Genomic DNA, 23,695 nt, shown 5'->3' on the forward strand with positions numbered 1-23,695 from the left:
TCGCTGCGCGTGCCGCACGGGCGCCCGGCTGCGGGCGCCCGTTTCAACCCACGCCCCTCTCGTTCACCTCGCGCCACGCCGCGATGATCGAGTCGGTCGACATATCTACATCGGCCTCCGTCGTCGGCCATGAGATCACCGACACCCGCATCACCCAGCGCTCTCGCCAGCTTCCGCCGCCGACATAGCACACGCCCGCCGCCTGGGTGCGCGCAATCACCGCCTTCGTCAGCGCATCGCCCTCCTCCGGCGACCCAGCCGCTGCGCCGAAGCGCACGACGAACTGATTCAGTTCCACGTCGTTAAGCACTTCGATCCCCGACTCAGCCGCCAAGCGGTCGGCCATGCGCCGCGCGAGCGCACAATGCCGTCCGACCATCGCCGCGATCCCCTCACGCCCCAGCACGCGCAGCATCGTCCAGGTTGCGAAGCCACGAGCCCGGCGCGATAGCTCGGGCGCGAAATGCAGCGGATCGCGGATATCCTCGCCCGTCGTCGGCAAATAGCTCGCCCCGACCGTCATCGCCTCGCGATGCGCCTGCGCGTCGCGCACGATTGCATAGCCACAGTCGTAGGGCGTCTGAAGCCACTTGTGGCCGTCGGTCGCCCAGGAATCCGCCTTCTCCGCGCCCGCGGCGAGCGCCGCACGCTCCGGACAGGTCCGAGCCCAAAGGCCGAAGGCCCCGTCCACATGCACCCACCCGCCACACTCGTGCGTGAGTTCGGCGATCTCGTCGAACGGATCGAACGCGCCGGTGTTGATCTGCCCTGCCTGCGCGATTACGACCAGCGGCCCGAGCTCGCCCGACAGCGCATCGCTCAAGGCCGACGCGTCCATCCGGCCGGCGGCGTCCGTCGCGACCCGCGTCACGCGCCGATATCCCAAGCCCAGATAACGCAACGCCGAAAAAACCGTCGCATGCGCGTCGTCCCCGATGCACACGCGCAAAGGCGGGGCGCCATGCAGGCCGTCCGCCTCGACGTCCCAGCCCGCCTCGCGCAGCAGCTTGTTGCGCGCCGCCGCGAGACAGACGAAATTTGCCATCGTCGCGCCGGTCGTGAAGCCGACCGACGACTCGGGCGGCAGCCCCAGCAGATCGAGTAACCAGCGCGCCGCGACCTGCTCGGCGACGGCGTTCGCGGGCGCCGCGTAGAAACTGCCGCCGTTCTGTCCCCAGAGGCTGGTGAGCCAGTCGGCGGCAACCCCCGCCGGATGCGAGGCGCCGATGACCCAGCCGAAGAATCGCCCGCCGGTCGTCCCCATCACGCCCGGTTCGGCACCGCGTATCAGATTGTCGATGACGACCGCGGCGGATGTACCCTGCTCCGGCGTCGGCCCGTCGAGCGCGGCGCGCAGGGCCTCGACGCCGGCTAGCACGTTCGGGGAACGCGACCGTCGCGCCTCGTCGAATCCGAGGGCATGCGCATATGCCCTCTCCAGTGCCGCCCGGCCATCATCGGACATCGCGCACCTCCGTCGCGTCTGCGCGCCCGCCGACGGCTGCCGGCAGGCAGGGGGAACGGTCGCGGGCGCGCCGCCCTCCCGAGGCCGTAGAGGCAGTCTAGCCGAGGAGGCGGAGTCGTGCTGCGAGCCCTGCGTCGCCGCCCGCTATGCGCACCCGCTTGGCTCGCGAAGTCTCACCGCTGAGCAGCGTCACGGCAGATTTCGGAAGCTTGCAGAAGTCGGCGAGAAAGGCGCACAGCGCCGCATTCGCCTTACCGTCCACGGGCGGCGCGGCCAGGCGGATCTTCATCGCCTCGCCATGCAGGCCGACGAATTCGGTCTTCTTCGCGCCCGGCTGGATGTGCAGCGTCAGCACGAGGCCGCCGTCGGCCGCCTCGCGCAGCCATTCCATGCTCACCCGACCAGCAGCGACGCGAAATTCCCGCGCAGCCCGCCCAGCAGCATCAGCACGATCTGCAGCACCAGCAGCAACACCAGCGGCGACAGGTCCACATTGGCGATCGGCGGGAGGATGCGCCGGAACGGACGCAGGAAGGGCGCGGAGAGATTGTGGAAGACGGGCGCGGCCGGCGCATGCGGGCTCACCCACGACAGGATCGCCGACATCAGCACCACGCCGAACACCAGGTAGATCGCCATGCGGGCGACTTCCAGCAGCCCCAGCCCCCACAGGCCGAGGATCAGGCCACCGGGATTGCCGTTGAGCGCTGCGCCGCGCAGCGACAGTTCGATGAACACGAACAGCGTCTGCAGCACCCACGCCGGCAGCAGGCTCGCGAGATCGAGCCCCATCACGCCCGGGATCACGCGGCGCAGCGGCCGCACGATCCAGTCGGTGGTCGCAACGACGAAGGCTCCCACCTGGTTGCGGAAGGACACGCGCTGCCACTGCATGAAGAAGCGTGCCAGCAGCATCAGGGTGATGAAGCCGAAGGCCGTGTCGAGGACCAGCAGCAGTACGTTGCCCAGCATCGCGTCAGTCCTTGCCCAGTTGTTCGCCGAGTTCGCGCCCGCGCACCTCGGCGGCCTTCACCGCGGCGGCGATCGCGTCAAAGAAGCCCGATGCCTTCATGCTCGCGAGTGCCGCCTCGGTCGTGCCGCCCTTCGAGGTGACGCGCTCGCGCAGCACGCCCGGCGCCTCGTCTGAGCCGGCCGCGAGCTTCGCCGCGCCCAGCACCGTGTCGATCGCGAGCTTGCGTGCCGTCGCCGCATCGAAGCCGAGCGACGCGCCGGCCGCCTCCAGCGCCTCGATGAAGTGGAAGACATAGGCCGGACCGCTGCCCGACACCGCCGTCACCGCATCCATCTGCGCCTCATCGGCGATCCACGCCGTACTGCCGACCGCGGCCAGCACGCGCTCGGTCGCGGCGCGCCCGGCGGCGTCCACCGACGGGTCCGCATACAGCCCCGACACCCCCGCGCCGATCAGCGCCGGCGTGTTCGGCATCACCCGCACGAGCCGCGCGTAGCCGCCCAACCAGCGGCCGATGTCCGCCAGCCGCAGTCCGGCGGCGATGCTCACCACCACTTGGCGCGCCAGCCGGCCCGCCAGCGGCGCGAGCGCCGCCTTCATCTGCTGCGGCTTCACCGCCAGCACCAGCACGTCGCAATCGAGCAGCGCGTCATCGACCGCGCCCACCGCGCGCACGCCGAAACGCTCCTCCAGGCGCTTGCGCCCTTCTTCCTGCAACTCCACCACCTGGATGTCGGCCGCAGCGAAGCCGCGCTCCAGCATGCCGCCGATCAGCGCCGACGCCATGTTGCCGCCCCCCAGGAAACTGATCCTGATCCGTTCCGCCACGTCCTTTCCCGTCATGTCCGTTCCTCACGCGCCTTGCGTGTTCCGAAAATCGCGGTGCCCACCCGCACCATGGTCGCCCCTTCGGCGATCGCCAGTTCGAGATCGTGCGACATCCCCATCGACAACGTGTCGAGCGCCAAACCTGCAGCATTGAGTTCGTCGCGCAGCCGACGCAGCGTCGCGAAGCGGCTGCGCAGCAGCGCCTCGTCGCCGTCGGGCTCGGGAATCGCCATCAGTCCGCGCAGGCGCAGCCGCGGCAAGGCCGCCACCTGCCGCGCAAGTCCGGGCACCTCGTCCGGCGCCACCCCGCTCTTGCTCGCCTCGCCGCTCACGTTCACCTGGATGCACACGTTCAGCGGCGCCGTCTCCGCGTCGCGCTGCTCGGACAGGCGCTCGGCGAGCTTCAGGCGGTCGACCGAATGCACCCAGTCGAAGTGCGCCGCAACGGGGCGCGTCTTGTTGCTCTGCAGCGGCCCGATGAAGTGCCATTCCAATCCACGCGCCTTCAGTTCGGCGACCTTCGCCACCCCTTCCTGCACGTAGTTCTCGCCGAACAGGCGCTGCCCGGCATCGGCCGCCTCGGCCACGCAATATGCCGGCCAGGTTTTGCTGACGGCCAGCAGCGCGACCTCCCCGGGCCGGCGCCCCGCGGCGATCGCGGCATTGGCGACGCGCTCGCGCACGGCTTGCAAGTTGGCGGCGATTGTTGTCATATAGCGGCGGCACTGGTCTCGAAAATCCGGCCCGGGCGAGTATAGCATCGCGCCGCAGCCGGCCTTTCCGCGCGCACCCTTCCGAATTCCGTCGAAGAATCCATGGACATCACCGAACTGCTGGCCTTTGCGGTCAAGAACAAGGCCTCCGACCTCCATCTCTCATCCGGCCTGCCGCCCATGATCCGCGTGCATGGCGACGTGCGGCGCATCAACCTGCCGCCGATGGAGCACAAGGACGTGCACTCCATGGTGTACGACATCATGAACGACCAGCAGCGCAAGCAGTACGAGGAAGTGCTGGAGTGCGACTTCTCGTTCGCGGTGCCCAACCTCGCGCGCTTCCGCGTCAACGCCTTCAACCAGAACCGTGGCGCGGCCGCCGTGTTCCGGACCATTCCGTCCAAGGTGCTGACGCTCGAGGAGCTCAACTGCCCGAAGATCTTCAAGGACATCTCCAACCAGCCGCGTGGCATCGTGCTCGTCACCGGGCCGACCGGCTCGGGCAAGTCGACGACGCTCGCGGCAATGGTCGACCACATCAACGACAACGAATACGGCCACATCCTCACCATCGAGGACCCGATCGAATTCGTGCATGAGTCGAAGCGTTGCCTGATCAACCAGCGCGAAGTCGCGCGCGACACGCTGTCCTTCAACAACGCGCTGCGTTCGGCGCTACGCGAGGACCCGGACGTGATCCTGGTCGGCGAAATGCGCGACCTCGAAACCATCCGCCTCGCACTCACCGGCGCCGAGACGGGCCACCTGGTGTTCGGCACCCTGCACACCTCCTCGGCCGCCAAGACCATCGACCGTATCGTCGACGTCTTCCCGGCCGCCGAGAAGGAGATGGTGCGCTCGATGCTGTCCGAGTCGCTGCGCGCCGTCATCTCGCAGACCCTGCTGAAGACCAAGGACGGCCAGGGTCGCGTCGCCGCCCACGAGATCATGATCGGCACCCCCGCCATCCGCAACCTGATCCGCGAGAACAAGATCGCCCAGATGTACTCGTCGATCCAGACCGGCCAGAACGTCGGCATGCAGACGCTGGACCAGTGCCTGCTCGATCTCGTGCGCCGCAACATCGTGTCGCCCGCCGAAGCCAAGATGAAGGCGCAGAACAAGGACAACTTCGGCTGATCTCTGCCCCGCGCAGCGGGACGACCACCACGTCACACCCGCCGTCGCGTCCCGCCAGCCGCGCCGTTCCCTCCGGCGCGCGCGAGGAACATAATTCTTTTTTGCGGCACCCCGAAATTCCGCTGGAGCGCAACACATGGAACGCGATCAGGCCCTCAAGTTCATGCACGACCTGCTCAGGCTGATGGTGCAGAAGAACGGCTCCGACCTCTTCATCACCGCCGGCTTCCCGCCCGCGATCAAGGTCGACGGACGCGTCATCCCGCAGTCCAACCAGTCGCTCACGCAGCAGCACACCGCCGAGCTCGCGCGCGCGGTCATGAACGACCGCCAGGCCGCGGAGTTCGAATCGACCAAGGAATGCAACTTCGCGATCTCGCCCGCGGGCATCGGCCGTTTCCGCGCCAACGCCTTCATCCAGCAGGGCAAGGTCGGCCTCGTGCTGCGCACGATCGCGCAGAAGATCCCGACCTTCGACGATCTGGGCATGCCCGCGGTGCTGCGCGACGTCGCGATGGCCAAGCGCGGTCTCGTGATCTTCGTCGGCGGCACCGGTACCGGCAAGACGACCTCGCTCGCCGCGATGGTGGACTTCCGCAACGAGCACTCCTACGGCCACATCATCACCGTCGAGGACCCGATCGAATACGTGCATCTGCACAAGAACTGCATCGTCACGCAGCGCGAGATCGGCATCGACACCGACACCTGGGAAGCGGCGCTGAAGAACACCCTGCGCCAGGCCCCCGACGTGATCCTGATGGGCGAAATCCGCGACCGCGAAACGATGGACTACGCGATCGCTTTCGCCGAGACCGGCCACCTGTGCCTCGCCACGCTGCACGCGAACAGCGCCAACCAGGCGCTCGACCGCATCATCAACTTCTTCCCGGAAGACCGCCGCCAGCAGCTGCTGATGGACCTCTCGCTCAACCTGCGCGCGCTGATCTCGCAGCGCCTGCTGCCGAAGAAGGGCGAGAAGGGACGCGTGCCGGCCGTCGAGGTGCTGCTCAACTCGCCGCTGATCTCCGACCTGATCTTCAAGGGCGAGGTGCCCGGCATCAAGGAAGTGATGAAGCGCTCGCGCGAACTCGGGATGCAGACCTTCGACCAGGCGCTCTTCGACCTCTACGAGGAGGAGCGGATCACCTACGAGGACGCCCTGCGCAACGCCGACTCGGTGAACGACTTGCGCCTGCAGATCAAGCTCAACAGCAAGCTCGGCGAGAAGGATCTCGTATCAGGGATCCAGCACCTCGACATCGTTTGAGTTTGCGAATAAATCTACTGCGCGGCCGGATTCCGCTCATGTCGAATCCGGCAACCGACTTCGTGGGAGCGGCTTCAGCCGCGAACGGGCCGATTCGCGGCTGAAGCCGCTCCCACGGGACTTCTCGGTCGTCAGCCCTCTTCCGCCGCCTTGCGCCGATTGCTACCGGCAATCATCTTGTACTCGAACACGCGGCACTCGAGCGCGCCGTTGAACAGCGGCGTGCGCTTGCTCGCCTTCAGGCCGATCAGCTTGGGTAGCGCCGCATCCGCACTCAAGAAATAGCAGCGCCACCCACTCCAGCGCTTCTTCAGCGCGTCGCCGAACTGTGGATACAGCGCCGCCAGCTCCTCCGCCTCGCCGATGCGCACGCCGTAGGGCGGATTCGTCACCATCACGCCTTCGGGAGCGGGCGCCTCGCGCGTCAGGAAGTCCGCGCGGTCGAGCGTCACGCAGTCGGCCAGCCCGGCCGACTGCAGATTCACGCGCGTGCGCCGCACCTGTTCGCCGACCACGTCCGAGCCATAGATCCGCAGCGGCCGCACCGGCTTGCGCCGCCCCTCCGCGGCCTTGCGTATGGCCGCCCAGGCTGCGCGGTCGAAATGGCGGAAACGCTCGAACGCGAAGCTGCGCCCGAGACCGGGCGCGATGTCGAGCGCAATCTGCGCCGCCTCGATGAGGAAAGTGCCGCTGCCGCACATCGGGTCGATCAGCGCCTCACCGGGTTGCCAACCGCTGATGCGCAGGATGCCCGCAGCGAGGTTCTCCTTCAGCGGCGCCTCGACGGCGGCGGGCTTGTAACCGCGCTTGTACAGCGGCTCGCCGGAGGTATCGAGATACAGCGTGACACGGTCGCGCGTCAGGAAGGCGTGGATGCGCACCGCCGGGTCCGCGGTATCGACGCTGGGGCGCTTGCCGGTCACGGTGCGAAAGTGATCGCACACCGCATCCTTGATCTTCAGCGTGATGAACTCGAGGCTCTTCAGGGGCGACTGCTTCGCCGTCACGTAGATGCGGATCGTGTCGTCGACGGTGAACCATTTCGCCCAGGTCGCGCCATAGGCGAGCCGGTAGATGTCCTCTTCGGACTGGTAGCGTCCCTGCGCGAGGCGCCACATCACGCGGGTGGCGAGCCGACTCTCGAGATTGGCGCGATAGCAGGTCTGCCAGTCGCCGGAGAAGCCGACGCCGCCATGGGTTGCCTCGACGTCCCGCGCCCCGAGCGCGGCAAGTTCCTCGGCAAGCATCGGCTCGAGACCGCGCGGACAGGGGGAAAAGAAGGATTCGGACATGAGGACCAGAGAAATTCAGAGCGGACGAAAATGGAAACAGCGCGCGGACGAGGCCGATCAGAACGGCTTCAGCACGACCAGGAACACGACCGTGAACAACACCAGCACCGGCACCTCGTTGAACACGCGGTACCACTTGTGGCTGCGCGTGTTGCGCCCGGCGGCGAAATCGCGCACGAGCCTGCCGCAGTACAGGTGGTAGACGATCAGGAAGCTCACCAGCGCGGTCTTGGCGTGCAGCCAGCCGCCCGAGAATCCATAGCCGAACCACAGCCAGAAGCCGAGCACGACCGCGAGGATGCCCAGCGGCGTCATGAAGCGATAGAGCTTGTGCTCCATCAGCGCGAGCCGCTCGCGCGTCGCTGCATCATCCACCATCGCGTGGTTCACAAACAGGCGCGGCAGGTAGAACAGGCCGGCGAACCAGGCGACGACGAAGGAAATGTGCAGGGCTTTCACTACCAGCATCGACTACTCCTAACTTGATTGTTTGCGATTGAGCGCCGCGGCGAAGCCTTCGCGCACGGTCGGGTACAGCAGGCGCGCCCGCAGCTCCCGCCGGATGCGGCGATTGTCCAGCTGGCGCGACTCGCCCATGAAGGACAAGGCCATCGGCGAAAGGCGTGACGCAAGTTCCGCGCGGGAGAGACGCTGCGGCCGCGGCAGGCCGAAGGTATCGGCGGCGAAGTCGAAATACTCGCCCATCTTCATGCGGGTATCATCGACGGCATTGTAGACGCGTCCCGCCCCGGCGCGAAAAAGCGCGAGGCATGCCAGGCGCGCGAGATCGTCGGCGTGGATGTGATTGGTGTGGACGTCCTCTTCCGCGCGCAGCACCGGCTCGCCACGCTCCAGGCGAGCCACCGGCAGACGATCGCCGGCATAGATGCCCGGCGCACGCAGCACGCTCACCCGCACGCCGTTGCGCGCGCCAAAACCGCGCAGCCGACGCTCCGCATCGACGCGACGCTGTGCCCGCGCGGTCTGCGGATGGCAGGGCTGGCTCTCGTCGATATACCGACCGCCGCAATCGCCATACACGCCCGTCGTACTTATATAGACGAGGCGCTGTGGTAGACTCGACCCGCACGCAAGTGCCGCCAGCAGTCTTGCCGTACGGGTATCCCGCGTGCCGCGGTCGGGGGGAGGCGCGAAATGCATGACAGCATCCGCGATCCCGGCCAAGCGCCGCAGGCTGCGCCGGTCGTCGAGATCCGCGAACACCGGCGTCACGCCGAGCGCACGCAATCCGGCGAGCCCGCCTGCATCGCGCACCAGGGCGAACACCCTGAAGCGCTGCACGAGCCACGGAATCGCGCGCCGGGCCACGTCACCGCTGCCGACGATCAATATTCTTTTCATCGACGGATTATCTCACGCCCGATGTCGTTCCAGATTTCACTCGAGCCAGGTGGCCAGCAATTCCAGGCCGATGCGGACCAGACCATCCTCGAGGCAGCCCTCGCCGCAGGCCTCGTACTTCCCTACGGCTGCCGCGACGGCGCCTGCGGCGCGTGCAAGGGCAAGGTCATCCGCGGCGAGGTCACCCTCACCGGCGCGGCGACCGCGCTCAGCGACGCGGACCGCGCCGCCGGCATGACGCTCTTCTGCAGCGCCCATGCGCATTCGGACCTGACCCTCGAGGCGCGCAACGTGAGCCGCGCCGGCGACATCCCGATCAAGAAGCTCCCGTGTCGCGTGCAGCGCCTGACCCGTGCCGCGCCGGACGTGATGGTGATCGAACTGAAGCTCCCCGCGAGCGAGCCCTTCCGCTTCCGCGCCGGCCAGTACGTCGATTTCCTGCTCGCCGACGGCCGCCGTCGCAGCTTCTCGATCGCGAACGCCCCGCATCGCGAGGACGCCATGGAACTGCACGTGCGCCTCGTGCCCGGCGGCGCGTTCACCGAACACGTCTTCAACGGCATGAAGGAGCGCGACATCCTGCGTTTCGAGGGACCGCTCGGCAGCTTCGGCCTGCACGAGGAGTCGCGGGCGCCAGTCGTGCTGATTGCTGGCGGAACCGGTTTCGCACCGATCAAGAGCATCGTCGAGTACGCGATCCATGCCGGCATTGCGCGACCGATGACGCTTTACTGGGGCTCGCGCAATCGTCCCGGTCTCTACATGGACGAGCTCGCGCGCTCGTGGGAACAATCCCTGCCCGGCTTCCGCTACATTCCGGTATTGTCCGAAGCGGCAGCCGCGGACGACTGGCACGGGCGCACCGGGCTCGTGCACCGCGCAGTGATCGAGGACCTGCCCGACCTGTCGGCGCACGAAGTCTATGCCTGCGGATCACCGGCCATGATCGACGCCGCGCGCGACGAACTTGCCGCACAGTGCGGGCTGCCGCCGGACGCGTTCTTCGCCGACGCCTTTACCTTCGCCACCGACGCACGCTGAGCTCATGACCCAGACCACGATCCTTACCCGCGAACCCGTCGTCAACCGGAATCGTGCGATCACGGCGAACCGGCTCGTCGCCCACGGGCCCAACATCGGCGCGGTGGTCGAGACGCTGAACAGCCTCGCGGACATCTGGCCGACCCACCACACGGTGTTCGTCTGCCTCGGCCGGCTGGTGCCGACACCCGAGCTGATGAACTGGCAGGCTCCCCCCAACGCGATGGTGGAGATCCCCGCGCAGGCACTCGCGCATCCGCAGGCGCAGGCGCTGCTGCCGCAGCTGCGCGACGCCGGGATCAGCATGTGCCTGAGCTGGTTCGCCCCGGGCACCGCCCTGCCGCCGGACATCGACTGGCGCTTCGTGCTGATGGACCGCCGCCGGCACGCGACACCGGCCGGCTCGCCCGGCATCACGCTCGCCTGGGGGCTACCCAACGTGAACGCCTTCCAGGAATCCGTCCAGGCGGGCTTCGACGGCGCCTCGGGTTGGTTCTTCCTGTACGGCAACCCGGCAGCCAAGGAGCTGTCACCCGCGCACGCGCAGATCGTGCGACTCCTTAACCTCGTGCGCAACAATGCCGACATCAAGGAGATCGAGGCGGTGCTGCGGCAGGACGTCGCTGTGTCGTACAAGCTGCTGCGCTACATCAACTCGGCGGGTTTCGGCCTGAGCTGCGAGATCCAGTCCTTCCGCCACGCGGTGAGCATCCTCGGCTACACCAACCTGAACAAGTGGCTGTCGCTGCTGCTGGTCAGCGCGAGCCGCGATCCGGGGGCGCCGGCGATGATGCAGACCTCGATCGCGCGCGGGCGCTTCATGGAGCAGATCGGCGCATCCTTCTTCGACAAGTCGGAGCTCGACAACCTGTTCATCACAGGCGCCTTCTCGCTGCTCAACGCCCTGCTGGGCACGTCGATGCAGAGCGTACTCGAGGAGATGCACCTACCCTCGGCGATCACCGATGCGCTGCTGCTCGAGCAGGGCCCCTACGCCCCCTTCCTCAAGCTTGCGCGCCTGTGCGAGTCCTTCGACGCGACGGAACTGCAGAAGCAGGCGGCCGAGCTGCAGCTCGCGCCCGAGCAGATCAACCGCGCGATCGTCGGCGCGCTCGGCTTCGCCGACAGCCTGCAGTCCTGAGCGCCCGACTGGCAGACGAAAAAAAGCCAGCCCGCGGGCTGGCTTTTTTGCATCGACCGGAGCCGATTACTTCTGCGACAGGACCCAGGCAGCCAGGGTCTTGGCTTCTTCGGCGTTGACCTGCGGGTTGGCCGGCATCGGCATCGTGCCCCAGACACCCGAACCACCCTTCTGGATCTTCTCGGCCAGCTTGGCAGCCGCACCAGCGTCGCCAGCGTACTTCTTGGCGACGTCCTGGTAGGACGGGCCGACCAGCTTCTTGTCTACGGCGTGACAGGCGAGGCAGTTCTTGGCCTTGGCCAGGTCAGCGGAAGCGAAAGCCGGAGCGGCGGAGAGAAGGCCCGCGGCAACCGCGGCAGCAACGAAAACTTTCATGCTCTTTTCCTTTAGATGGTGGTGTGAAACCGGCCGGATATTAAACCAAGCATCCCCGCCTTGACTACCCGGAAAACGCGTCTTGCAATTTGGCGTCCCCTGCAGCCTCGCCGGATCGTCCGACCCATGCAATTAACGCCCCTCACCGGAGGAGCGTTGACACGAATGCGCGCGTCAGAACTCCCAGGCACACCCCACATTGGCGATATTGCGGTCGCTGCCCCGCCCGATCGCTGCGGACACGGTGAAGCCGTCGACGACTTCGTAACGCAGGCCGATCTGGCGGTCCGGGCGTGCGTCCTCCGCACCGAACACTTCGGCGCCCAGGGTCAGCCGGTCGCCCAGCGGCTGCTCGAAGCCGATACCCCAGATGTTGACGACCTCGTTCGTGCCGCTGACCCGCACCCATTCCCGACCGAGGTTCAGGTGCACGCGCTGGCCCGACGCGAAGCCCCAGCTCGACAAGGCGGTAAGCGTGTTTGCGCGGGCGACCTCATCCGGTTCGCCGCGGAGGTCGACGCGGGCCCGCTCGTAGTCGTACTTGAGGCCGGCCGACAGGCCCGTTTCGGCCTGCAGGGGCACCCATTTCACCGCCACGCCCACTCCGTGCGCCCACAGCGACGGTCCCGGCTGGTGGTCGCGCGTGTGCGAATAACCGAGTTCGATTTTGAGCTTGTCGACCGGGATGTAGGCGATCGACGCCTCGCCGCCGCGTTCCTTGTCGTCACGCACCCAGCCGAATTCCAGCTCTGCGCTGCCCTTCTCGCCGGTGGCCGCATCATCCACCGCCATCGGCCGCTCGGCCAGCGCAGGAGCGGCTGCACAGGCCAAGATGAACGCGGCCCCGATCAGTGCGGCTTGCCGCAGGCCTGCACGCTTGGGTCCATTATTCTGCTCCCCGACCATACCCTTCCCCTTGTGTGAAAACGCGATGCTAACGCACTCCTGCGACGCCGACGCATGCAGCCGCGACAAACCGACGGTCAAGGGGTCATTGGCGGACTTCGGCGTCGTTTTCCGGTGCGAGGAAGCGTCCGGTCGAGCGGAACGGATTGATGTCGAGACCGCCGCGGCGCGTGTAGCGCGCCCACACAGCCAGGTCCCGGGGTTTGCAGCGCTGCATGATGTCGCAGAAGACGCGCTCGACGCATTGCTCGTGGAACTCGTTGTGCTTGCGGAACGAGACGATGTAGCGCAACAGGCCGGCACGATCGATCGCCGGCCCGGTATAGCGCACCACGATGCAGCCCCAGTCGGGCTGGCCGGTCACCAGGCAGTTGGACTTGAGCAGGTGCGAGTGCAGGGTTTCGCTGACCTCGACGCCGCCGCTGGCCGCCGACAGGAAGTCCGCGCAAGGCTGGTAGGTGTCGATGTCGATATCGAGGCCATCGAGCGACTCGCCCGGCGGCGGAGCGATCACACGCACGGGCCCCGCGCCCAGCGGCTGGATCTCGACTGCGACCGGCGCGCCCGCGGCTTCGGAGAGATCGCGCACGAAGGTCGCCCGGACGACATCGACGCTGTCGAAGCGCGTCTGGTTGCAGGAGTTTAGGTAGAGCTTGAGCGATTTCGACTCGATCAGGCGTGGCGAATCGGCCGGCACGCGGAAGCTTGCGAGCGCAACGACGGGTTTGCCGCGCGGATTGAGCCACGACAGTTCGTATGCGTTCCACAGGTCCTCGCCGACGAAGGGCAGCCTTCCGGGAAGGATGCCGATCTCGTCGCGCTTGATCTGACGTGCAATCGGGAACAGTAGACCGGGAGAATAGGTGTCGCAATAGTCTGCCGGCTTGCCCAAGGGCGAAGACTCGGCGCCATGCGCGGGGGAAACTGTTGGATTCATGCGGCGGATTGTACGGGATCGCGTCCGATGGACCGAGGCCGCAACAGAGGGTTCCACCGTACCGAATGCTTCTCCCGGACACAGAACCGCCAGCCCCCGTGAGGAGGCCGGCGGCAAGGTGACAACGGTCGGCCCTTACCCGCTTCTTTACTTGCCCGTGGTGCCGGCCGGAGGCACCGAACCCACGGCCTTCATTGCCTCAGACAGCAGCGCAGCCTTGTCGATGTTCATCGGCACCGGGGCGTCGGGCGGGCACATCGTCTCGGGGTCGATGCCGCTGCGGTCTTGCCCAAGCTCGGCCGGTGTCGGCAGGTCCTCGCGTGCGACGCCGAGCGTGCCCATCAGCTGGCCCATGCCCGACAGCGCACGCGCTTGGGCGATGATCTGGTCGTAGCTCGCATTCACGTAGGCACGCCGGGCCTGGAAGTACTCGTTCTCGGTGTCCAGCAGGTCGAGCAGCGTGCGCTGGCCGATATCGAACTGACGGCGATAGGCTTCACGGGCCTTCTCGATCGACAGTTGATGCTGGTCGAGGTAGCGCATCTGTTCCTGCAGGCGCTGCACGTCGTTGTAGGCGATCGCGAGGGTCTGGCGCAGGTCGCGGCAGGCTTTCTCGCGCAGATCCTTGGCCTGATTGCTCAGGTCGCCGGCCTGGCGCAGCCGGGCGTCGTCGGCGCCGCCGCGGAAGATGTTGTAGCTGAGCACCAGTTCGACGACCGCTTCGCGCGAATGACCATCGAAGCCGTCGAGCTTGTAGTCGAGCGCCTGACGCGCGCGCAGGTCGAGGCGCGGATGGAAGGCGGCACGGCGCGAATCGATGAGGGCCTGGCTGGCGCGCACGTTCTCGACGGCGGCATTCAGGGCCGGGCTGGTGTTGAAGGCGGTGCGCAGGGCGTCCTTGGCGGTCGGCGGGATCTGCCCGAGCGCCGTCCCGACCGGCAGGCCGGGCATGGCGTCCTGCGGCACCTCGCCGACGATGCGCTGGTAGCGCGCGCTCACGTCGTGCAGGTTCGACACTTCGGTGAGCAGGTTGGATTCGGCGAGCGCAAGGCGTCCGGTCGCCTGCTCGAGGTCGACGCGGCGGCCGACTCCGGCACCGGCGCGCTCGGCGATCTGGTCGTAGATCTGCTTGTGCTGGACGTAATTGGCTTGCGCGAGGCGTGTGAGCTCGCGGTAGCGCATGACATCTCCATAGGCCCGCACCGCTTCCAGTGCGGCCCCTTCGGAGGCGTCCACCAGTTCGTAGTAGCGCGTCAGCTTCGCAAACCCGAAGCGGGCGACCTCGCTGCGGGTGAAGAAGCCGTCATACACCATCTGGTTGAGCGACAGGGTGAGGTTGCGGTGGGTGAAGGTGTCGGTGCCATCGGCACCTTCGCCTGAGCGATGCTGCTGCTCGCGGCCGATACTGCCGACGGCATCGACCTGCGGCAGGTAGCCCGCACGTGCAACCTCCTGATCCTCGCGTGCCGCACGGAACGCGTTCCAGGTCGCCTGGACTTCGGGATTGGCCACTACCGCCTTGCGCGCCGCATCGCGCAGGGCATCCGGCCCGGCCCCCGTTGCAAGCAACGGAAGCGCGGCCAGCACGGCCATCGCAATCACGGATCGACACGTTTTCATATTTTCTCCAGTTAGCGCCACGCCTATGCACTCGGAATATACGCGATTCCTTCGCCATCCTGTGCGGCGTGCACTGCATAATTGATGTTGTAAATGAATATTACAGTCGGCCACCAACCCGAGAACGCCAACTACGCAACACTGGCGAGGCGAAAATACCGAAAGCGGGCGCAGGACGACGCCTCGGATGACGTTGGTGGCTGATAATGGGCATGACACCATGCCCCCCGACGCGATGACAGGAGCCCCTTGCCCGCGCAGACAGCACGCTTTTCCGGGTGCGCTGTCTGCAGTCGTGATCAGCCTCGCGGCAATCGCGAGCCTGCTGTTCGGCCTGTCGTTCGCCGCACCGGACCTGGACCGCATGCTGCGCCTGGCGCGTGAACGCTATGGTGCCGAAGCGGTGGAGTCGGTCGGCGCATGGCGCCAGATGCTCGGCGACGCGGCCGCGCTCGACGAGCAGGAAAAGCTGCAGCGGGTGAACACCTTCTTCAATCGCCGCACCGCGTTCGACGACGACAGCGTGATCTGGCAGCAGAAGGATTACTGGGCCACGCCCCTGGAGACGCTCGGCCGCAGGGCCGGTGACTGCGAGGACTTCTCGATCGCCAAATACATGAGCCTGCGCCTGCTGGGCATCCCGGCCGACAAGCTGCGCCTGATTTATGTCCGCGCCAGCATGGGCGCACCGGGCAGCGGCATCTCGCAGGCGCACATGGTGCTCGGCTATTACCCCTCGCCCGCGGACGAACCGCTGGTGCTCGACAACCTCATCGGCGACATCCGCACCGCGTCGCGCCGGCCGGACCTTTTCCCGATCTTCAGTTTCAATGCCGAGGGCCTGTGGGTGAGCGGCGCGACCAGCTCGTCCGCCGACCCGACGACGCGGCTGTCGCGCTGGCGCAGCGTGCTCGAACGCATGCGCGAGGACGGTTTGCCATGATTGCCGCCACGGCCAGGATTTCCGGAGAACCCATGTCATGTCCCTGATCAAGCAGCTGTGGATCGCCATCGCGATCGTGACCCTCATCGCCCTGGGCGGCAGCCTGGTGGTGAGCACGCTGTCCGCGCGGCACTACCTGGAGCAGCAACTGCAGGTGAAGAACCTCGACAACGCCACCTCGCTCGCCTTGTCGCTGTCGCAGATGCCCAAGGACGCGGTGACCGTGGAGTTGCAGATCTCGGCGCAGTTCGACGCCGGACACTACCGCCTGATCCGGCTGACCAGCCCGACGGGCGAGGTTCTCGCGGAACGCGAATATGCAGGCGTCCTCGACGGCGCACCCGAGTGGTTCATCCGACTCATCCCGATCGAGGCGCATGCCGGTGTTGCGCAGGTGCAGGATGGCTGGCGCCAGTTCGGCACACTGACGCTGGAAAGCCACAAGCGCTACGCCTATACCGCCCTGTGGCAAGGGACGCTGCAGCTGCTGGGATGGTTCGCGCTGGGCGGAGTGCTCACCGGCCTGATCGGCACCCTGATCATCAAGCACATCACCCGCCCCCTCGGCCGCGTCGTCGAGCAGGCCGAAGCGATCGGCGGACGGCGCTTCGTCACGACCCCCGAACCCAGCACGCGGGAGTTCCGCAGCGTGGTGCGCGCGATGAACACGCTGTCGGATCGCGTGCGCACCATCCTTGCGGAGGAGGCGCGGCGCCTCGAACAGCTGCGGCGCCAGACGCAGCACGACGAGATGACCGGGCTGCTGAACCGCAGCCAGTTCCTCAACCAGCTGGATTCCGCGCTTGCCCGCGACGACGCGCATGCGGCCGGAACGCTGCTGCTTGCGCGCGTGGGCGACCTGGCGGGACTGAACCAGCGCATCGGTCGGGAGGCGACCGACCGGCTGCTGCGCGACCTGGGGGAGCGGTTTGCCGATTTCACTTCCGCAAACGGCAACTGGGAAGCCGGGCGCATGAACGGCAGCGACTTCGCCTTGCTGGCGCCCGGCCGCGAGGATGCGGACGTGCTGGCACGCGAACTGGCGCGCGCGCTTCACGACACGCTCGACGCGCACCTGAAGGATGTGCTGGTCGGCCTGCCTGTGGCGGCGACGAACTACGCCGCCGGCGAAGCCCGCTCCCAAGTGCTCGCGCGTGCGGACGGCGCACTCGCGACGGCCGAACAGACCGGGGATCGCAGCCTGCGCGTGGAAAGCGGCGGCGCCCCTGCTCCCTACCCGGATCTCCAGTCCTGGCGGGCGGCCCTGTTGTCGGCACTCGAGCACGACCGCGTGCGCCTGGGCGCCTATCCGGTAGTGACCAACGGCGGGCGCCTGCTGCACGACGAAGCGCCGATCCGCATCCAGCTCGACGACACCTGGCAGCCTGCGGGTCATTTCATGCCGCACGCCGCGCGCCTGGGGCTGATGCCGCGCTTCGACATCGCCGTCGTGCGCGCGGCCTTGCGCGCCATCGCGCACGACGGCCGGGAGCGCGGCATCAACGTATCGGCCGAATCACTGCGCGACGCGAACTTCCGCGGGGAGCTGTTCTCCCTGCTGCAGGCCGATCCGGCAACGGCCAAATTGTTGTGGATCGAGGTGCCGGAGTACGGTGCGCTGCGCCATCTGGCGGAGTTCCGCACCATGTGCGTGGCCCTGCAACCCCTGGGCTGCCGCGTGGGCATCGAGCACGTGGGCGCGCATTTCGGCGAACTCGGCGACCTGCACGAACTCGGGCTCGACTATGTGAAGATCGACTCGGCCATCATCCGCGGCATCGACACGAATGCCGGCAACCAGGCCTTCCTGCGCGGGCTGTGCATGATCGCGCACTCGCTCGGACTGATGACGATTGCCGAAGGCGTGGCGTCCGCAGCGGAACAGGAGGCCTTGCCGGGCCTCGGTATCGACGGCATGACGGGACCGGCGGTGCGCGAAGGATAGTCGGCGTAGCGCAGCCCGCCCACCGACCACGGGGCGGCGGTTCAGATCACGCCGTCATCGTCGAGCAGGCTCAGATGCTGCATCGCCTCGCGGGCGCCGCGGCGCTCCATGAGCTTGCGTTGCGCGGGCACCGGCAGGTCGGTAAAACGGATCAGCGAGCGCTCGACGAGGAGTTCGATCAGATCCTCGAGGACGCGCACGAGGCCGAGGTCGGTGGCGCCCATCGGGTTCGTACCCTCGATGATGTCGCGCCCGAACCCGAGCAGGTCGGCGTCGTCCGCCCCTGCGGCGCTCCAGCCGTCACCATCGACCGCTTCGCGGCTGACGGCGATGATCTTCCCCTCGGGGTCACGTCGTATATACATCATCAATGCACCGGCAGTGAAAGGTCGTGATGCTCGGACAGGCGCAGCACGAGCTGCAGCCGGTCGCGCACCCCGAGCTTTTCGAAGATCGCGCCCATGTGGGCCTTCACGGTGCGCTCGGTGATGCCGAGCTTCGCTGCGATCTCCTTGTTGCTCAAGCCGTTGACCACCTCGCGGGCCACTTCGGCCTCGCGCTCGGACAAGGACGGCGGTTGCACCTCCGCCTGCGGCGCGAGCGCACGCCCGGCAGCGCCGACGACGCGGGCCATCAGGTCGGGACCGACCCACAGGCCGCCGTGGCGGACGACCAGTTCGACGTCCCGGAACATGGATGGGACCGCCAGCGCATGACAGTACCCGCGCGCACCGCGGTCGAGAGCCGCCAGCGCCTCGGTGCTGTCGGGCGTCATGCTGACGACGACGAGGTGACAGCCGGGCAGCCGCTTCACCAGGGCGCCGAGCCTGTCCAGCCAGTCGTCGTGAGCAGCCTCGACCCAGACGACATCACCCGGGCGGGCGGAGGCAAGCACGCCCGCCTGCTCGTGGCAGACGCCTTCGGGAAACGCGTCCAGCCATCGCGCCGACGGGCGGGCCGTTCCGGAGCAGAGAAAGAGGTTCTGACTCATCGTTCGGACAGTGCATTCGCCTTGGCCCGCAGGACGGGCTTCAGCAGATAGGAAAGAATCGTCTTCTTGCCGGTGAGGATGTCGATTTCCGCCACCATGCCCGGAATGATCGGCAGGCTCTCGCCCAGGCTCGACTCCAGGGTTCTCACGCGTACAGTGTAAAAGGCATTGCCCTTCTCGTCGGTGACGGTATCCGCGCCGATATGCTCGACGACTGCATCGAGGCCGCCGTAGATCGCGAAATCGTAGGCGGTGAACTTGACCAGGGCTTTCTGTCCCGGTCGCAGGAAGGCGATGTCCTTGGGCTTGACCTGCGCTTCGAGGATCAGCGCGTCGTCCAGCGGCACGATCTCGACGACCTCCTTGCCCGGCTGCACGACGCCGCCGACCGTGTTCACCAGCAGGCGCTTGACCGTGCCGCGCACCGGCGAACGCACCTCCGCGTGCTTGACGCGATCCTCCAGCGCGCGCCCGCCCTCGGTAAGGGCGCCGAGCTTGGCCATCGTGTCGGAAAGTTCATTGCGCTGCACGTTGCGCACGTTCAGCTCCACCTCCTGGATCTTGCGCGTGGCCTCGGAGATCGCGGAATGGATGCGCGACATCTGCGCCGCAGCCTGATCGCGCTCGCCCCGCAGGCGTGCAACGTCGCGCTGCAGGCGCAGGATCTCGACCTCGGATACCGCCCCGGAATTCATCAGCGGCCGCGTGACGTTCAACTCCTGTTGCACCAGTTCGAGGCCGCTGCTGCTCTGCGCGTGGCGCGCACGCACTTCGTTGAGTTCCTGCTGGCGTTGCGTGAGCTGCTGTCGCGCGATCGACAGCTGAGCGTCGAGTTCCGCGACCGTTGATTCGTACAGGCGCCGCTCGTGGTCCGCGATCTCGGGCGCTTCACGCAAGACGTCGGGGGGCATGTTCAAGGGAGAGCCCGAGGTCAGGGCCTCCAGCCGCGCGGTCTTGGCGCGCAAGGCGAAGTACTGCGAGCGGTTCTCCGCGAAAGAGGCGACGAAACGCGTCGAATCGATGCGCAGCAGCAGGTCCCCGGCCTCGACCGTCTGCCCCTCGCGCACCAGCATCTCCTCGACCACCCCGCCGTCCACGCTCTGGATGATCTGCACCTGCGAGGAAGGAATCACCTTCGCCTCGCCACGCGTGACCTCGTCGACGGGCGCGAACGCGGACCACAGCAGCAGCAGGAGCAACACGACGGCGACAACACGCAGCAGCATGCGCGCGCGCAGCGGCTCCTCCTGGATGAGGGCCCAATCGGCGTCCGCCGCCCAGTCGAGGCGTCCGTTCGCCGAAGTCTCGGGAAGGAAGCGCGCGAACAGCCGATCGAACCACGGCCTCAGGGGCTTGCCGACGCGCTCCGATACATTCCCGATGCGCTCGAAGGATTGCTGACCGATCTCGCTCATCACTTGGCCCTCCCGACCCGCCCCTGGCGCAGGGCATCGACGACCTGATCCTTGGGGCCGTCGGCGACGATCCGCCCGCCGTCGATGACGATGATGCGCTCGACCAGCTCCAGCAGGGAGGTTCGGTGGGTGACGACGATCATCGTCCGCCCCTGCGCAAAGCCGCGCAGACGACGCTTGAGCTCCTCCTCGCTGGTGAAGTCCATCGACGCAGTCGGCTCGTCCAGCAGCAGCATCGGCGGCTGGTGGATCACCGCCCGCGCGATCGCCACGCACTGGCGCTGCCCGCCGGAGAGCGAGGCGCCGCGCTCGCCGACCTGCATGTCGAACCCCTGCGGATGGGTGTTGGCGAATTCCGTGACGCCCGCGGTCTCCGCCGCGCGCAAGACGTCGGCATCGTCCGCGAGCGGGCTGGCCAGCGTGATGTTCTCGCGCAGCGTGCCGTAGAACAGGGTCACGTCCTGCGGCACGTAGCCGATGTGGCGGCGCAATTCGGCCGGATCGAGCTGGCGCTGGTCGATGCCGTCGATCAGGATCGCGCCGGAAGTCGGACGGTACAGCCCGAGGATGAGCTTTTCCAGCGTCGTCTTGCCCGAACCGACGCGACCGATGATGCCCACGTGCTCACCCGCACGGATGCGCAGCGAGATGTCGGACAGGGCCGGGTTTTCCTGGCCGGGATACTGGAAACCGACGTTGCGGAATTCGATCTCGCCGCTGAAGCTCTTGCGACTGATGAAGCTGGTGTCGTCCGGGCGCTCCACCTCCTGGTTCATCAGCTTGTCGAGGGAGCTCAGCGCGGTCGACGCGTTGTGGTACTGGACGAGCAGGCCTGCAACCTGGCCGATCGGCGCCATCGCGCGCGACGACAGCATGTAGCACGCGATCAGGCCACCCATGCTGAGCTCGCTGTCGCGGATCAGATAGACGCCGAGGATGATGATCGCGACGCTGACCGCCTGCTGCACCCACGCGGCGCCATTCATCGCGCTCGACGACAGCAGGCGCAATTGGGTGCCGACGCGCGCCAACAGGGCCGCGCTCTTCTCCCACTTGCGCTGAATCGGCCCTTCTGCGCACACCGCCTTCACCGTCTCCATTGCCACGAGCCCTTCGACCAGGGTCGCGTTGCGCTGCGCGCCCGCGCGGTAGGTCGTCTCCGCAAGCTCGTGCATGCGCCCCTGCACGGTCATCGCGTACACGAGCAGGAGGACGACGCCGACGAGGAATGGCAGCATCAGCGGCCAGGCGATCCAGCCGATGACGAGCAGGAAGACCAGCGCGAATGGCACGTCGATGAAGGCCACCACGGTGGCGGAGCTGATGAAGTCACGGACCGACTCGAAGGCCCGCAGGTTGGCGGCGAAGGAGCCGGCCGACTCGGGCCGCTGCTCCATGCGCAGTCCGAGCACACGCTCCATGATCGCGGCCGACAGCTTCACGTCGGCACGACTGCTCGCGAGGTCGACGAAGTAGCCGCGCATCGTGCGCAGGATGAGATCGCCGGCGAGCACGATGAGCACGCCGAGGCCGAGGACCCACAGGGTCTCGATCGCGTGGTTCGGAACCACCCTGTCGTACACGTTCATCACGAACAAGGGCATCGCGATGGCGAACAGGTTGATCATGAACGCCGCCAGCAGCACGTCGCGGTACAGTGGCCCGTTCTCCGCGATCACCCCCCAGAACCAGTGCTGGCGCCTGACCGGCTTCACCTCCGGCGTGCGCGCGTCGAAGCGGAACGTCGGACGGGCGTAGATCGCATGCCCCTCGTGCCGCGCGGCGAGCTCCGCGCGCGACATCTCCACCGCGGCTTCGCCCAGTTCGGGGAACACCACCCGGGCACGCTCGCCGTCCTCGCTCCAACCGAGCAGCAGGCACGCTTTCTCGCCCTTGAGCAGGAGCACGGCGGGCAGCAGAGAAGGGTTCAGCTTTTCGGGCGCGCAGCGAACAAGCTTGGTGCTCAGCCCGGCACGCCTCGCAGCACGTGCGAACAACGCTGGATTGAGCCTCCCGTCTTCCAGCGGGAGCCCGGCCAGCGCGGCATCCCGCGTCGTCGCCGCGCCGTGCGCCCTGGCGATCAGCAGGAGACAATCGAGCAGCGCATCGGCGTCCGCATGCATCTCTTTCGCATCGCTTTCCGCGCGTGCGAACACGCCATTGAGTTCAAACACTTCTGCCACGCAATTTCCCGCCCTGTGATCACGACGCCCCGCACCGGGTCACGCCGGCAATTTTCTGTGCAAGCGTAACAAGATGCTTCATTCGGGTAAATTCTCCCACCTCCCCGGAATCCGGTACGTGACAGGCTGCGCAGACTTCGCACTGCGCTGCGAAATCCCGCAGCGGATCGGTCCGCCGCAGCGCATGCTTGCGAGGAGGACGACTCCGTCCCAGAATCGGGCATCGGCACTTGTCACCGTGCCCCCGTCATCCCACTTTCCAGGATCCTGCCATGGCGCAAGCGCAACGCCGGCATTTTTCCCGCATCCGTTTCAACTCCGGCGCCCGCTTGCTGGTCGGCGACCGCGAGCTTCAATGCGAAGTCAGCGATCTGTCGCTCAAGGGGGCGCTGATCCGGAGCGCCAGCGACCCGCTCCCGAGCCCCGGCGAACGCTGCCTGCTCGAGATCGCCCTCGACGACGAAGGCGCCACGATCCGCATGGAGGGCGACGTCGCGCACACCGCGAACGGCTGCATCGGGATGGCGTGCCGCGAGATCGACCTGGACAGCGTCACCCACCTGCGCCGGCTGCTCGAACTCAATCTCGGCGACGCGGAGCTGCTGCAGCGCGAGCTCGGCGCACTGCAGGAAAGCTGAGCGGCGCATCGGCGGCTCGCCGACGGCTAATGCTACAATGTTGCATTAGCCAACCCGTTCTCCGCCCGCGATGCCCAGCCCGGACGTTTCCCCTGCCGCCCATCTGATCGCCGCCAGCGGCGGCCGCGTCACGCGCACGCGCATCGCCGTGCTCGAGATCCTGCAGGACAGTCCGCGTTCCCTGAACCACGACGACATCGCCGCACAGCTCGCCGCGGACGGCATGCCACACGACCGCGTGACGCTGTACCGCACGCTCGACTGGCTCGTCGAGCAGGGGCTCGCGCATCGCGTCATCGGCCCCGACCGCGCGCGCCGCTTCAAGGCGGGCGGCGAGACGCGCAGCCAACACGCGCACTTTCACTGCGACCGCTGCGGGCACGTGCTGTGCCTCGAATCGATCCGCCCCGAAGAACAATTCACGCTGCCCGCCGGATTCGAGCCGGACCGCGCCGAACTGGTGTTCCACGGCACCTGTGCCGACTGCGGACGCCAGCGCGGGGCGAAGGCCTGA

24 protein-coding genes are annotated in these 23,695 nt (G+C 67.2%); 8 read left to right on the forward strand and 16 right to left on the reverse strand.

Features of this window, described 5'->3' with window-relative positions; translation table 11 throughout:
• Positions 1–43: 43 nt before the first annotated feature.
• From U5817_RS21625 to U5817_RS21645, 5 genes are all read right to left on the reverse strand, one after another.
• Complete coding sequence (locus U5817_RS21625; RefSeq protein WP_407278778.1) at positions 44–1,465, reverse strand: pyridoxal phosphate-dependent decarboxylase family protein; 1,422 nt, start codon at positions 1,463–1,465, stop codon at positions 44–46.
• Positions 1,466–1,562: 97 nt separating this feature from the next.
• Entirely contained in the window at positions 1,563–1,856 is a 294-nt protein-coding gene (locus U5817_RS21630) for a DUF167 family protein (RefSeq protein ID WP_169127424.1), read from the reverse strand.
• Positions 1,857–1,858: 2 nt separating this feature from the next.
• Entirely contained in the window at positions 1,859–2,437 is a 579-nt protein-coding gene (locus U5817_RS21635; RefSeq protein ID WP_169127426.1) for a YggT family protein, read from the reverse strand.
• A 4-nt stretch (positions 2,438–2,441) separates the two neighbouring features.
• The gene (gene proC / locus U5817_RS21640; RefSeq protein WP_169127462.1) at positions 2,442–3,254 is read right to left on the reverse strand and encodes a pyrroline-5-carboxylate reductase; all 813 of its coding nucleotides are present in this window, start codon (positions 3,252–3,254) and stop codon (positions 2,442–2,444) included.
• Positions 3,255–3,277: 23 nt separating this feature from the next.
• Positions 3,278–3,979 (reverse strand): YggS family pyridoxal phosphate-dependent enzyme, encoded by a 702-nt coding sequence (locus tag U5817_RS21645; RefSeq protein WP_407278779.1) that lies wholly within the window; start codon positions 3,977–3,979, stop codon positions 3,278–3,280.
• 102 nt (positions 3,980–4,081) lie between these two features.
• Between U5817_RS21645 and U5817_RS21650 the strand changes: the two genes are divergently transcribed.
• A complete protein-coding gene (locus tag U5817_RS21650; protein WP_169127430.1) occupies positions 4,082–5,122 on the forward strand; it encodes a type IV pilus twitching motility protein PilT in 1,041 nt (346 codons plus the stop codon).
• 136 nt (positions 5,123–5,258) lie between these two features.
• Positions 5,259–6,392 carry a PilT/PilU family type 4a pilus ATPase gene (locus U5817_RS21655; RefSeq protein WP_169127432.1) on the forward strand — a complete coding sequence of 378 codons (1,134 nt, stop codon included), beginning with the start codon at positions 5,259–5,261 and terminating at the stop codon, positions 6,390–6,392.
• A 131-nt stretch (positions 6,393–6,523) separates the two neighbouring features.
• Here the strand turns inward: U5817_RS21655 and U5817_RS21660 are convergent, their stop codons facing one another.
• The 3 genes from U5817_RS21660 to U5817_RS21670 are packed head-to-tail and all read right to left on the reverse strand — an operon-like array spanning position 6,524 to position 9,046.
• Positions 6,524–7,684, reverse strand: a complete 1,161-nt coding sequence (locus U5817_RS21660; protein ID WP_407278780.1) for a class I SAM-dependent RNA methyltransferase — start codon at positions 7,682–7,684, stop codon at positions 6,524–6,526.
• Positions 7,685–7,741: 57 nt separating this feature from the next.
• The gene (locus tag U5817_RS21665) at positions 7,742–8,152 is read right to left on the reverse strand and encodes a CopD family protein (protein ID WP_169127436.1); all 411 of its coding nucleotides are present in this window, start codon (positions 8,150–8,152) and stop codon (positions 7,742–7,744) included.
• 9 nt (positions 8,153–8,161) lie between these two features.
• Positions 8,162–9,046 (reverse strand): SDR family oxidoreductase, encoded by an 885-nt coding sequence (locus U5817_RS21670; protein WP_169127438.1) that lies wholly within the window; start codon positions 9,044–9,046, stop codon positions 8,162–8,164.
• Positions 9,047–9,067: 21 nt separating this feature from the next.
• Between U5817_RS21670 and U5817_RS21675 the strand changes: the two genes are divergently transcribed.
• A complete protein-coding gene (locus U5817_RS21675) occupies positions 9,068–10,087 on the forward strand; it encodes a CDP-6-deoxy-delta-3,4-glucoseen reductase (protein ID WP_407278782.1) in 1,020 nt (339 codons plus the stop codon).
• 4 nt (positions 10,088–10,091) lie between these two features.
• Positions 10,092–11,228 carry an EAL and HDOD domain-containing protein gene (locus U5817_RS21680; protein WP_169127442.1) on the forward strand — a complete coding sequence of 379 codons (1,137 nt, stop codon included), beginning with the start codon at positions 10,092–10,094 and terminating at the stop codon, positions 11,226–11,228.
• 66 nt (positions 11,229–11,294) lie between these two features.
• Here the strand turns inward: U5817_RS21680 and U5817_RS21685 are convergent, their stop codons facing one another.
• The 4 genes from U5817_RS21685 to U5817_RS21700 all read right to left on the reverse strand — a co-directional run bounded on the left by U5817_RS21685 (position 11,295) and on the right by U5817_RS21700 (position 15,066).
• On the reverse strand, positions 11,295–11,603 hold the full coding sequence (locus tag U5817_RS21685) for a c-type cytochrome (protein ID WP_169127444.1): 309 nt from the start codon (positions 11,601–11,603) through the stop codon (positions 11,295–11,297).
• 174 nt (positions 11,604–11,777) lie between these two features.
• Positions 11,778–12,434 (reverse strand): hypothetical protein, encoded by a 657-nt coding sequence (locus tag U5817_RS21690; protein WP_407278783.1) that lies wholly within the window; start codon positions 12,432–12,434, stop codon positions 11,778–11,780.
• A 160-nt stretch (positions 12,435–12,594) separates the two neighbouring features.
• On the reverse strand, positions 12,595–13,446 hold the full coding sequence (gene queF / locus U5817_RS21695) for an NADPH-dependent 7-cyano-7-deazaguanine reductase QueF (RefSeq protein WP_169127446.1): 852 nt from the start codon (positions 13,444–13,446) through the stop codon (positions 12,595–12,597).
• 147 nt (positions 13,447–13,593) lie between these two features.
• A complete protein-coding gene (locus U5817_RS21700; protein WP_169127448.1) occupies positions 13,594–15,066 on the reverse strand; it encodes a TolC family outer membrane protein in 1,473 nt (490 codons plus the stop codon).
• Positions 15,067–15,361: 295 nt separating this feature from the next.
• Here U5817_RS21700 and U5817_RS21705 point away from each other — a divergent pair, with 295 nt between their 5' ends.
• Positions 15,362–16,009, forward strand: a complete 648-nt coding sequence (locus U5817_RS21705) for a transglutaminase-like cysteine peptidase (RefSeq protein ID WP_407278784.1) — start codon at positions 15,362–15,364, stop codon at positions 16,007–16,009.
• Positions 16,010–16,046: 37 nt separating this feature from the next.
• On the forward strand, positions 16,047–17,954 hold the full coding sequence (locus U5817_RS21710; RefSeq protein WP_407278785.1) for a LapD/MoxY N-terminal periplasmic domain-containing protein: 1,908 nt from the start codon (positions 16,047–16,049) through the stop codon (positions 17,952–17,954).
• 41 nt (positions 17,955–17,995) lie between these two features.
• Here U5817_RS21710 and U5817_RS21715 read toward each other — a convergent pair whose 3' ends face one another.
• Genes U5817_RS21715 through U5817_RS21730 form a run of 4 tightly spaced genes read right to left on the reverse strand, consistent with a single transcriptional unit; the run spans position 17,996 to position 22,483 of the window.
• Positions 17,996–18,322: a hypothetical protein gene (locus tag U5817_RS21715; RefSeq protein ID WP_169127454.1), complete on the reverse strand. Its 327-nt coding sequence runs from the start codon at positions 18,320–18,322 to the stop codon at positions 17,996–17,998.
• Positions 18,322–18,945 carry a LuxR C-terminal-related transcriptional regulator gene (locus tag U5817_RS21720; RefSeq protein WP_407278786.1) on the reverse strand — a complete coding sequence of 208 codons (624 nt, stop codon included), beginning with the start codon at positions 18,943–18,945 and terminating at the stop codon, positions 18,322–18,324. Before U5817_RS21720 ends, U5817_RS21715 begins: the two co-directional genes overlap by 1 nt.
• Positions 18,942–20,360: an HlyD family type I secretion periplasmic adaptor subunit gene (locus U5817_RS21725; RefSeq protein WP_407278787.1), complete on the reverse strand. Its 1,419-nt coding sequence runs from the start codon at positions 20,358–20,360 to the stop codon at positions 18,942–18,944. The genes U5817_RS21720 and U5817_RS21725 overlap by 4 nt, the downstream gene beginning before the upstream one ends.
• Positions 20,360–22,483: a type I secretion system permease/ATPase gene (locus tag U5817_RS21730; RefSeq protein WP_407281121.1), complete on the reverse strand. Its 2,124-nt coding sequence runs from the start codon at positions 22,481–22,483 to the stop codon at positions 20,360–20,362. Before U5817_RS21730 ends, U5817_RS21725 begins: the two co-directional genes overlap by 1 nt.
• A 332-nt stretch (positions 22,484–22,815) precedes the next feature.
• Here U5817_RS21730 and U5817_RS21735 point away from each other — a divergent pair, with 332 nt between their 5' ends.
• Positions 22,816–23,181, forward strand: a complete 366-nt coding sequence (locus U5817_RS21735; RefSeq protein WP_169132433.1) for a PilZ domain-containing protein — start codon at positions 22,816–22,818, stop codon at positions 23,179–23,181.
• Positions 23,182–23,251: 70 nt separating this feature from the next.
• Complete coding sequence (locus U5817_RS21740) at positions 23,252–23,695, forward strand: Fur family transcriptional regulator (protein WP_169132434.1); 444 nt, start codon at positions 23,252–23,254, stop codon at positions 23,693–23,695.

Source organism: Aromatoleum evansii (assembly GCF_045689615.1).
Classification (GTDB): Bacteria; Pseudomonadota; Gammaproteobacteria; order Burkholderiales; family Rhodocyclaceae; genus Aromatoleum; species Aromatoleum evansii.

Coding starts and splice junctions, on each gene's coding strand:
- U5817_RS21700 (WP_169127448.1), bottom strand. CDS start 15,066: ATGAAAACGTGTCGATCCGTGATTGCGATGGCCGTGCTGGCCGCGCTT.
- U5817_RS21630 (WP_169127424.1), bottom strand. CDS start 1,856: ATGGAATGGCTGCGCGAGGCGGCCGACGGCGGCCTCGTGCTGACGCTG.
- U5817_RS21625 (WP_407278778.1), bottom strand. CDS start 1,465: ATGTCCGATGATGGCCGGGCGGCACTGGAGAGGGCATATGCGCATGCC.
- U5817_RS21655 (WP_169127432.1), top strand. CDS start 5,259: ATGGAACGCGATCAGGCCCTCAAGTTCATGCACGACCTGCTCAGGCTG.
- U5817_RS21735 (WP_169132433.1), top strand. CDS start 22,816: ATGGCGCAAGCGCAACGCCGGCATTTTTCCCGCATCCGTTTCAACTCC.
- U5817_RS21635 (WP_169127426.1), bottom strand. CDS start 2,437: ATGCTGGGCAACGTACTGCTGCTGGTCCTCGACACGGCCTTCGGCTTC.
- U5817_RS21740 (WP_169132434.1), top strand. CDS start 23,252: ATGCCCAGCCCGGACGTTTCCCCTGCCGCCCATCTGATCGCCGCCAGC.
- U5817_RS21665 (WP_169127436.1), bottom strand. CDS start 8,152: ATGCTGGTAGTGAAAGCCCTGCACATTTCCTTCGTCGTCGCCTGGTTC.
- U5817_RS21720 (WP_407278786.1), bottom strand. CDS start 18,945: ATGAGTCAGAACCTCTTTCTCTGCTCCGGAACGGCCCGCCCGTCGGCG.
- U5817_RS21645 (WP_407278779.1), bottom strand. CDS start 3,979: ATGACAACAATCGCCGCCAACTTGCAAGCCGTGCGCGAGCGCGTCGCC.
- U5817_RS21670 (WP_169127438.1), bottom strand. CDS start 9,046: ATGAAAAGAATATTGATCGTCGGCAGCGGTGACGTGGCCCGGCGCGCG.
- U5817_RS21730 (WP_407281121.1), bottom strand. CDS start 22,483: ATGCATGCGGACGCCGATGCGCTGCTCGATTGTCTCCTGCTGATCGCC.
- U5817_RS21650 (WP_169127430.1), top strand. CDS start 4,082: ATGGACATCACCGAACTGCTGGCCTTTGCGGTCAAGAACAAGGCCTCC.
- U5817_RS21715 (WP_169127454.1), bottom strand. CDS start 18,322: ATGATGTATATACGACGTGACCCCGAGGGGAAGATCATCGCCGTCAGC.
- queF (WP_169127446.1), bottom strand. CDS start 13,446: ATGAATCCAACAGTTTCCCCCGCGCATGGCGCCGAGTCTTCGCCCTTG.
- U5817_RS21725 (WP_407278787.1), bottom strand. CDS start 20,360: ATGAGCGAGATCGGTCAGCAATCCTTCGAGCGCATCGGGAATGTATCG.
- U5817_RS21660 (WP_407278780.1), bottom strand. CDS start 7,684: ATGTCCGAATCCTTCTTTTCCCCCTGTCCGCGCGGTCTCGAGCCGATG.
- U5817_RS21675 (WP_407278782.1), top strand. CDS start 9,068: ATGTCGTTCCAGATTTCACTCGAGCCAGGTGGCCAGCAATTCCAGGCC.
- U5817_RS21685 (WP_169127444.1), bottom strand. CDS start 11,603: ATGAAAGTTTTCGTTGCTGCCGCGGTTGCCGCGGGCCTTCTCTCCGCC.
- U5817_RS21710 (WP_407278785.1), top strand. CDS start 16,047: ATGTCCCTGATCAAGCAGCTGTGGATCGCCATCGCGATCGTGACCCTC.
- U5817_RS21680 (WP_169127442.1), top strand. CDS start 10,092: ATGACCCAGACCACGATCCTTACCCGCGAACCCGTCGTCAACCGGAAT.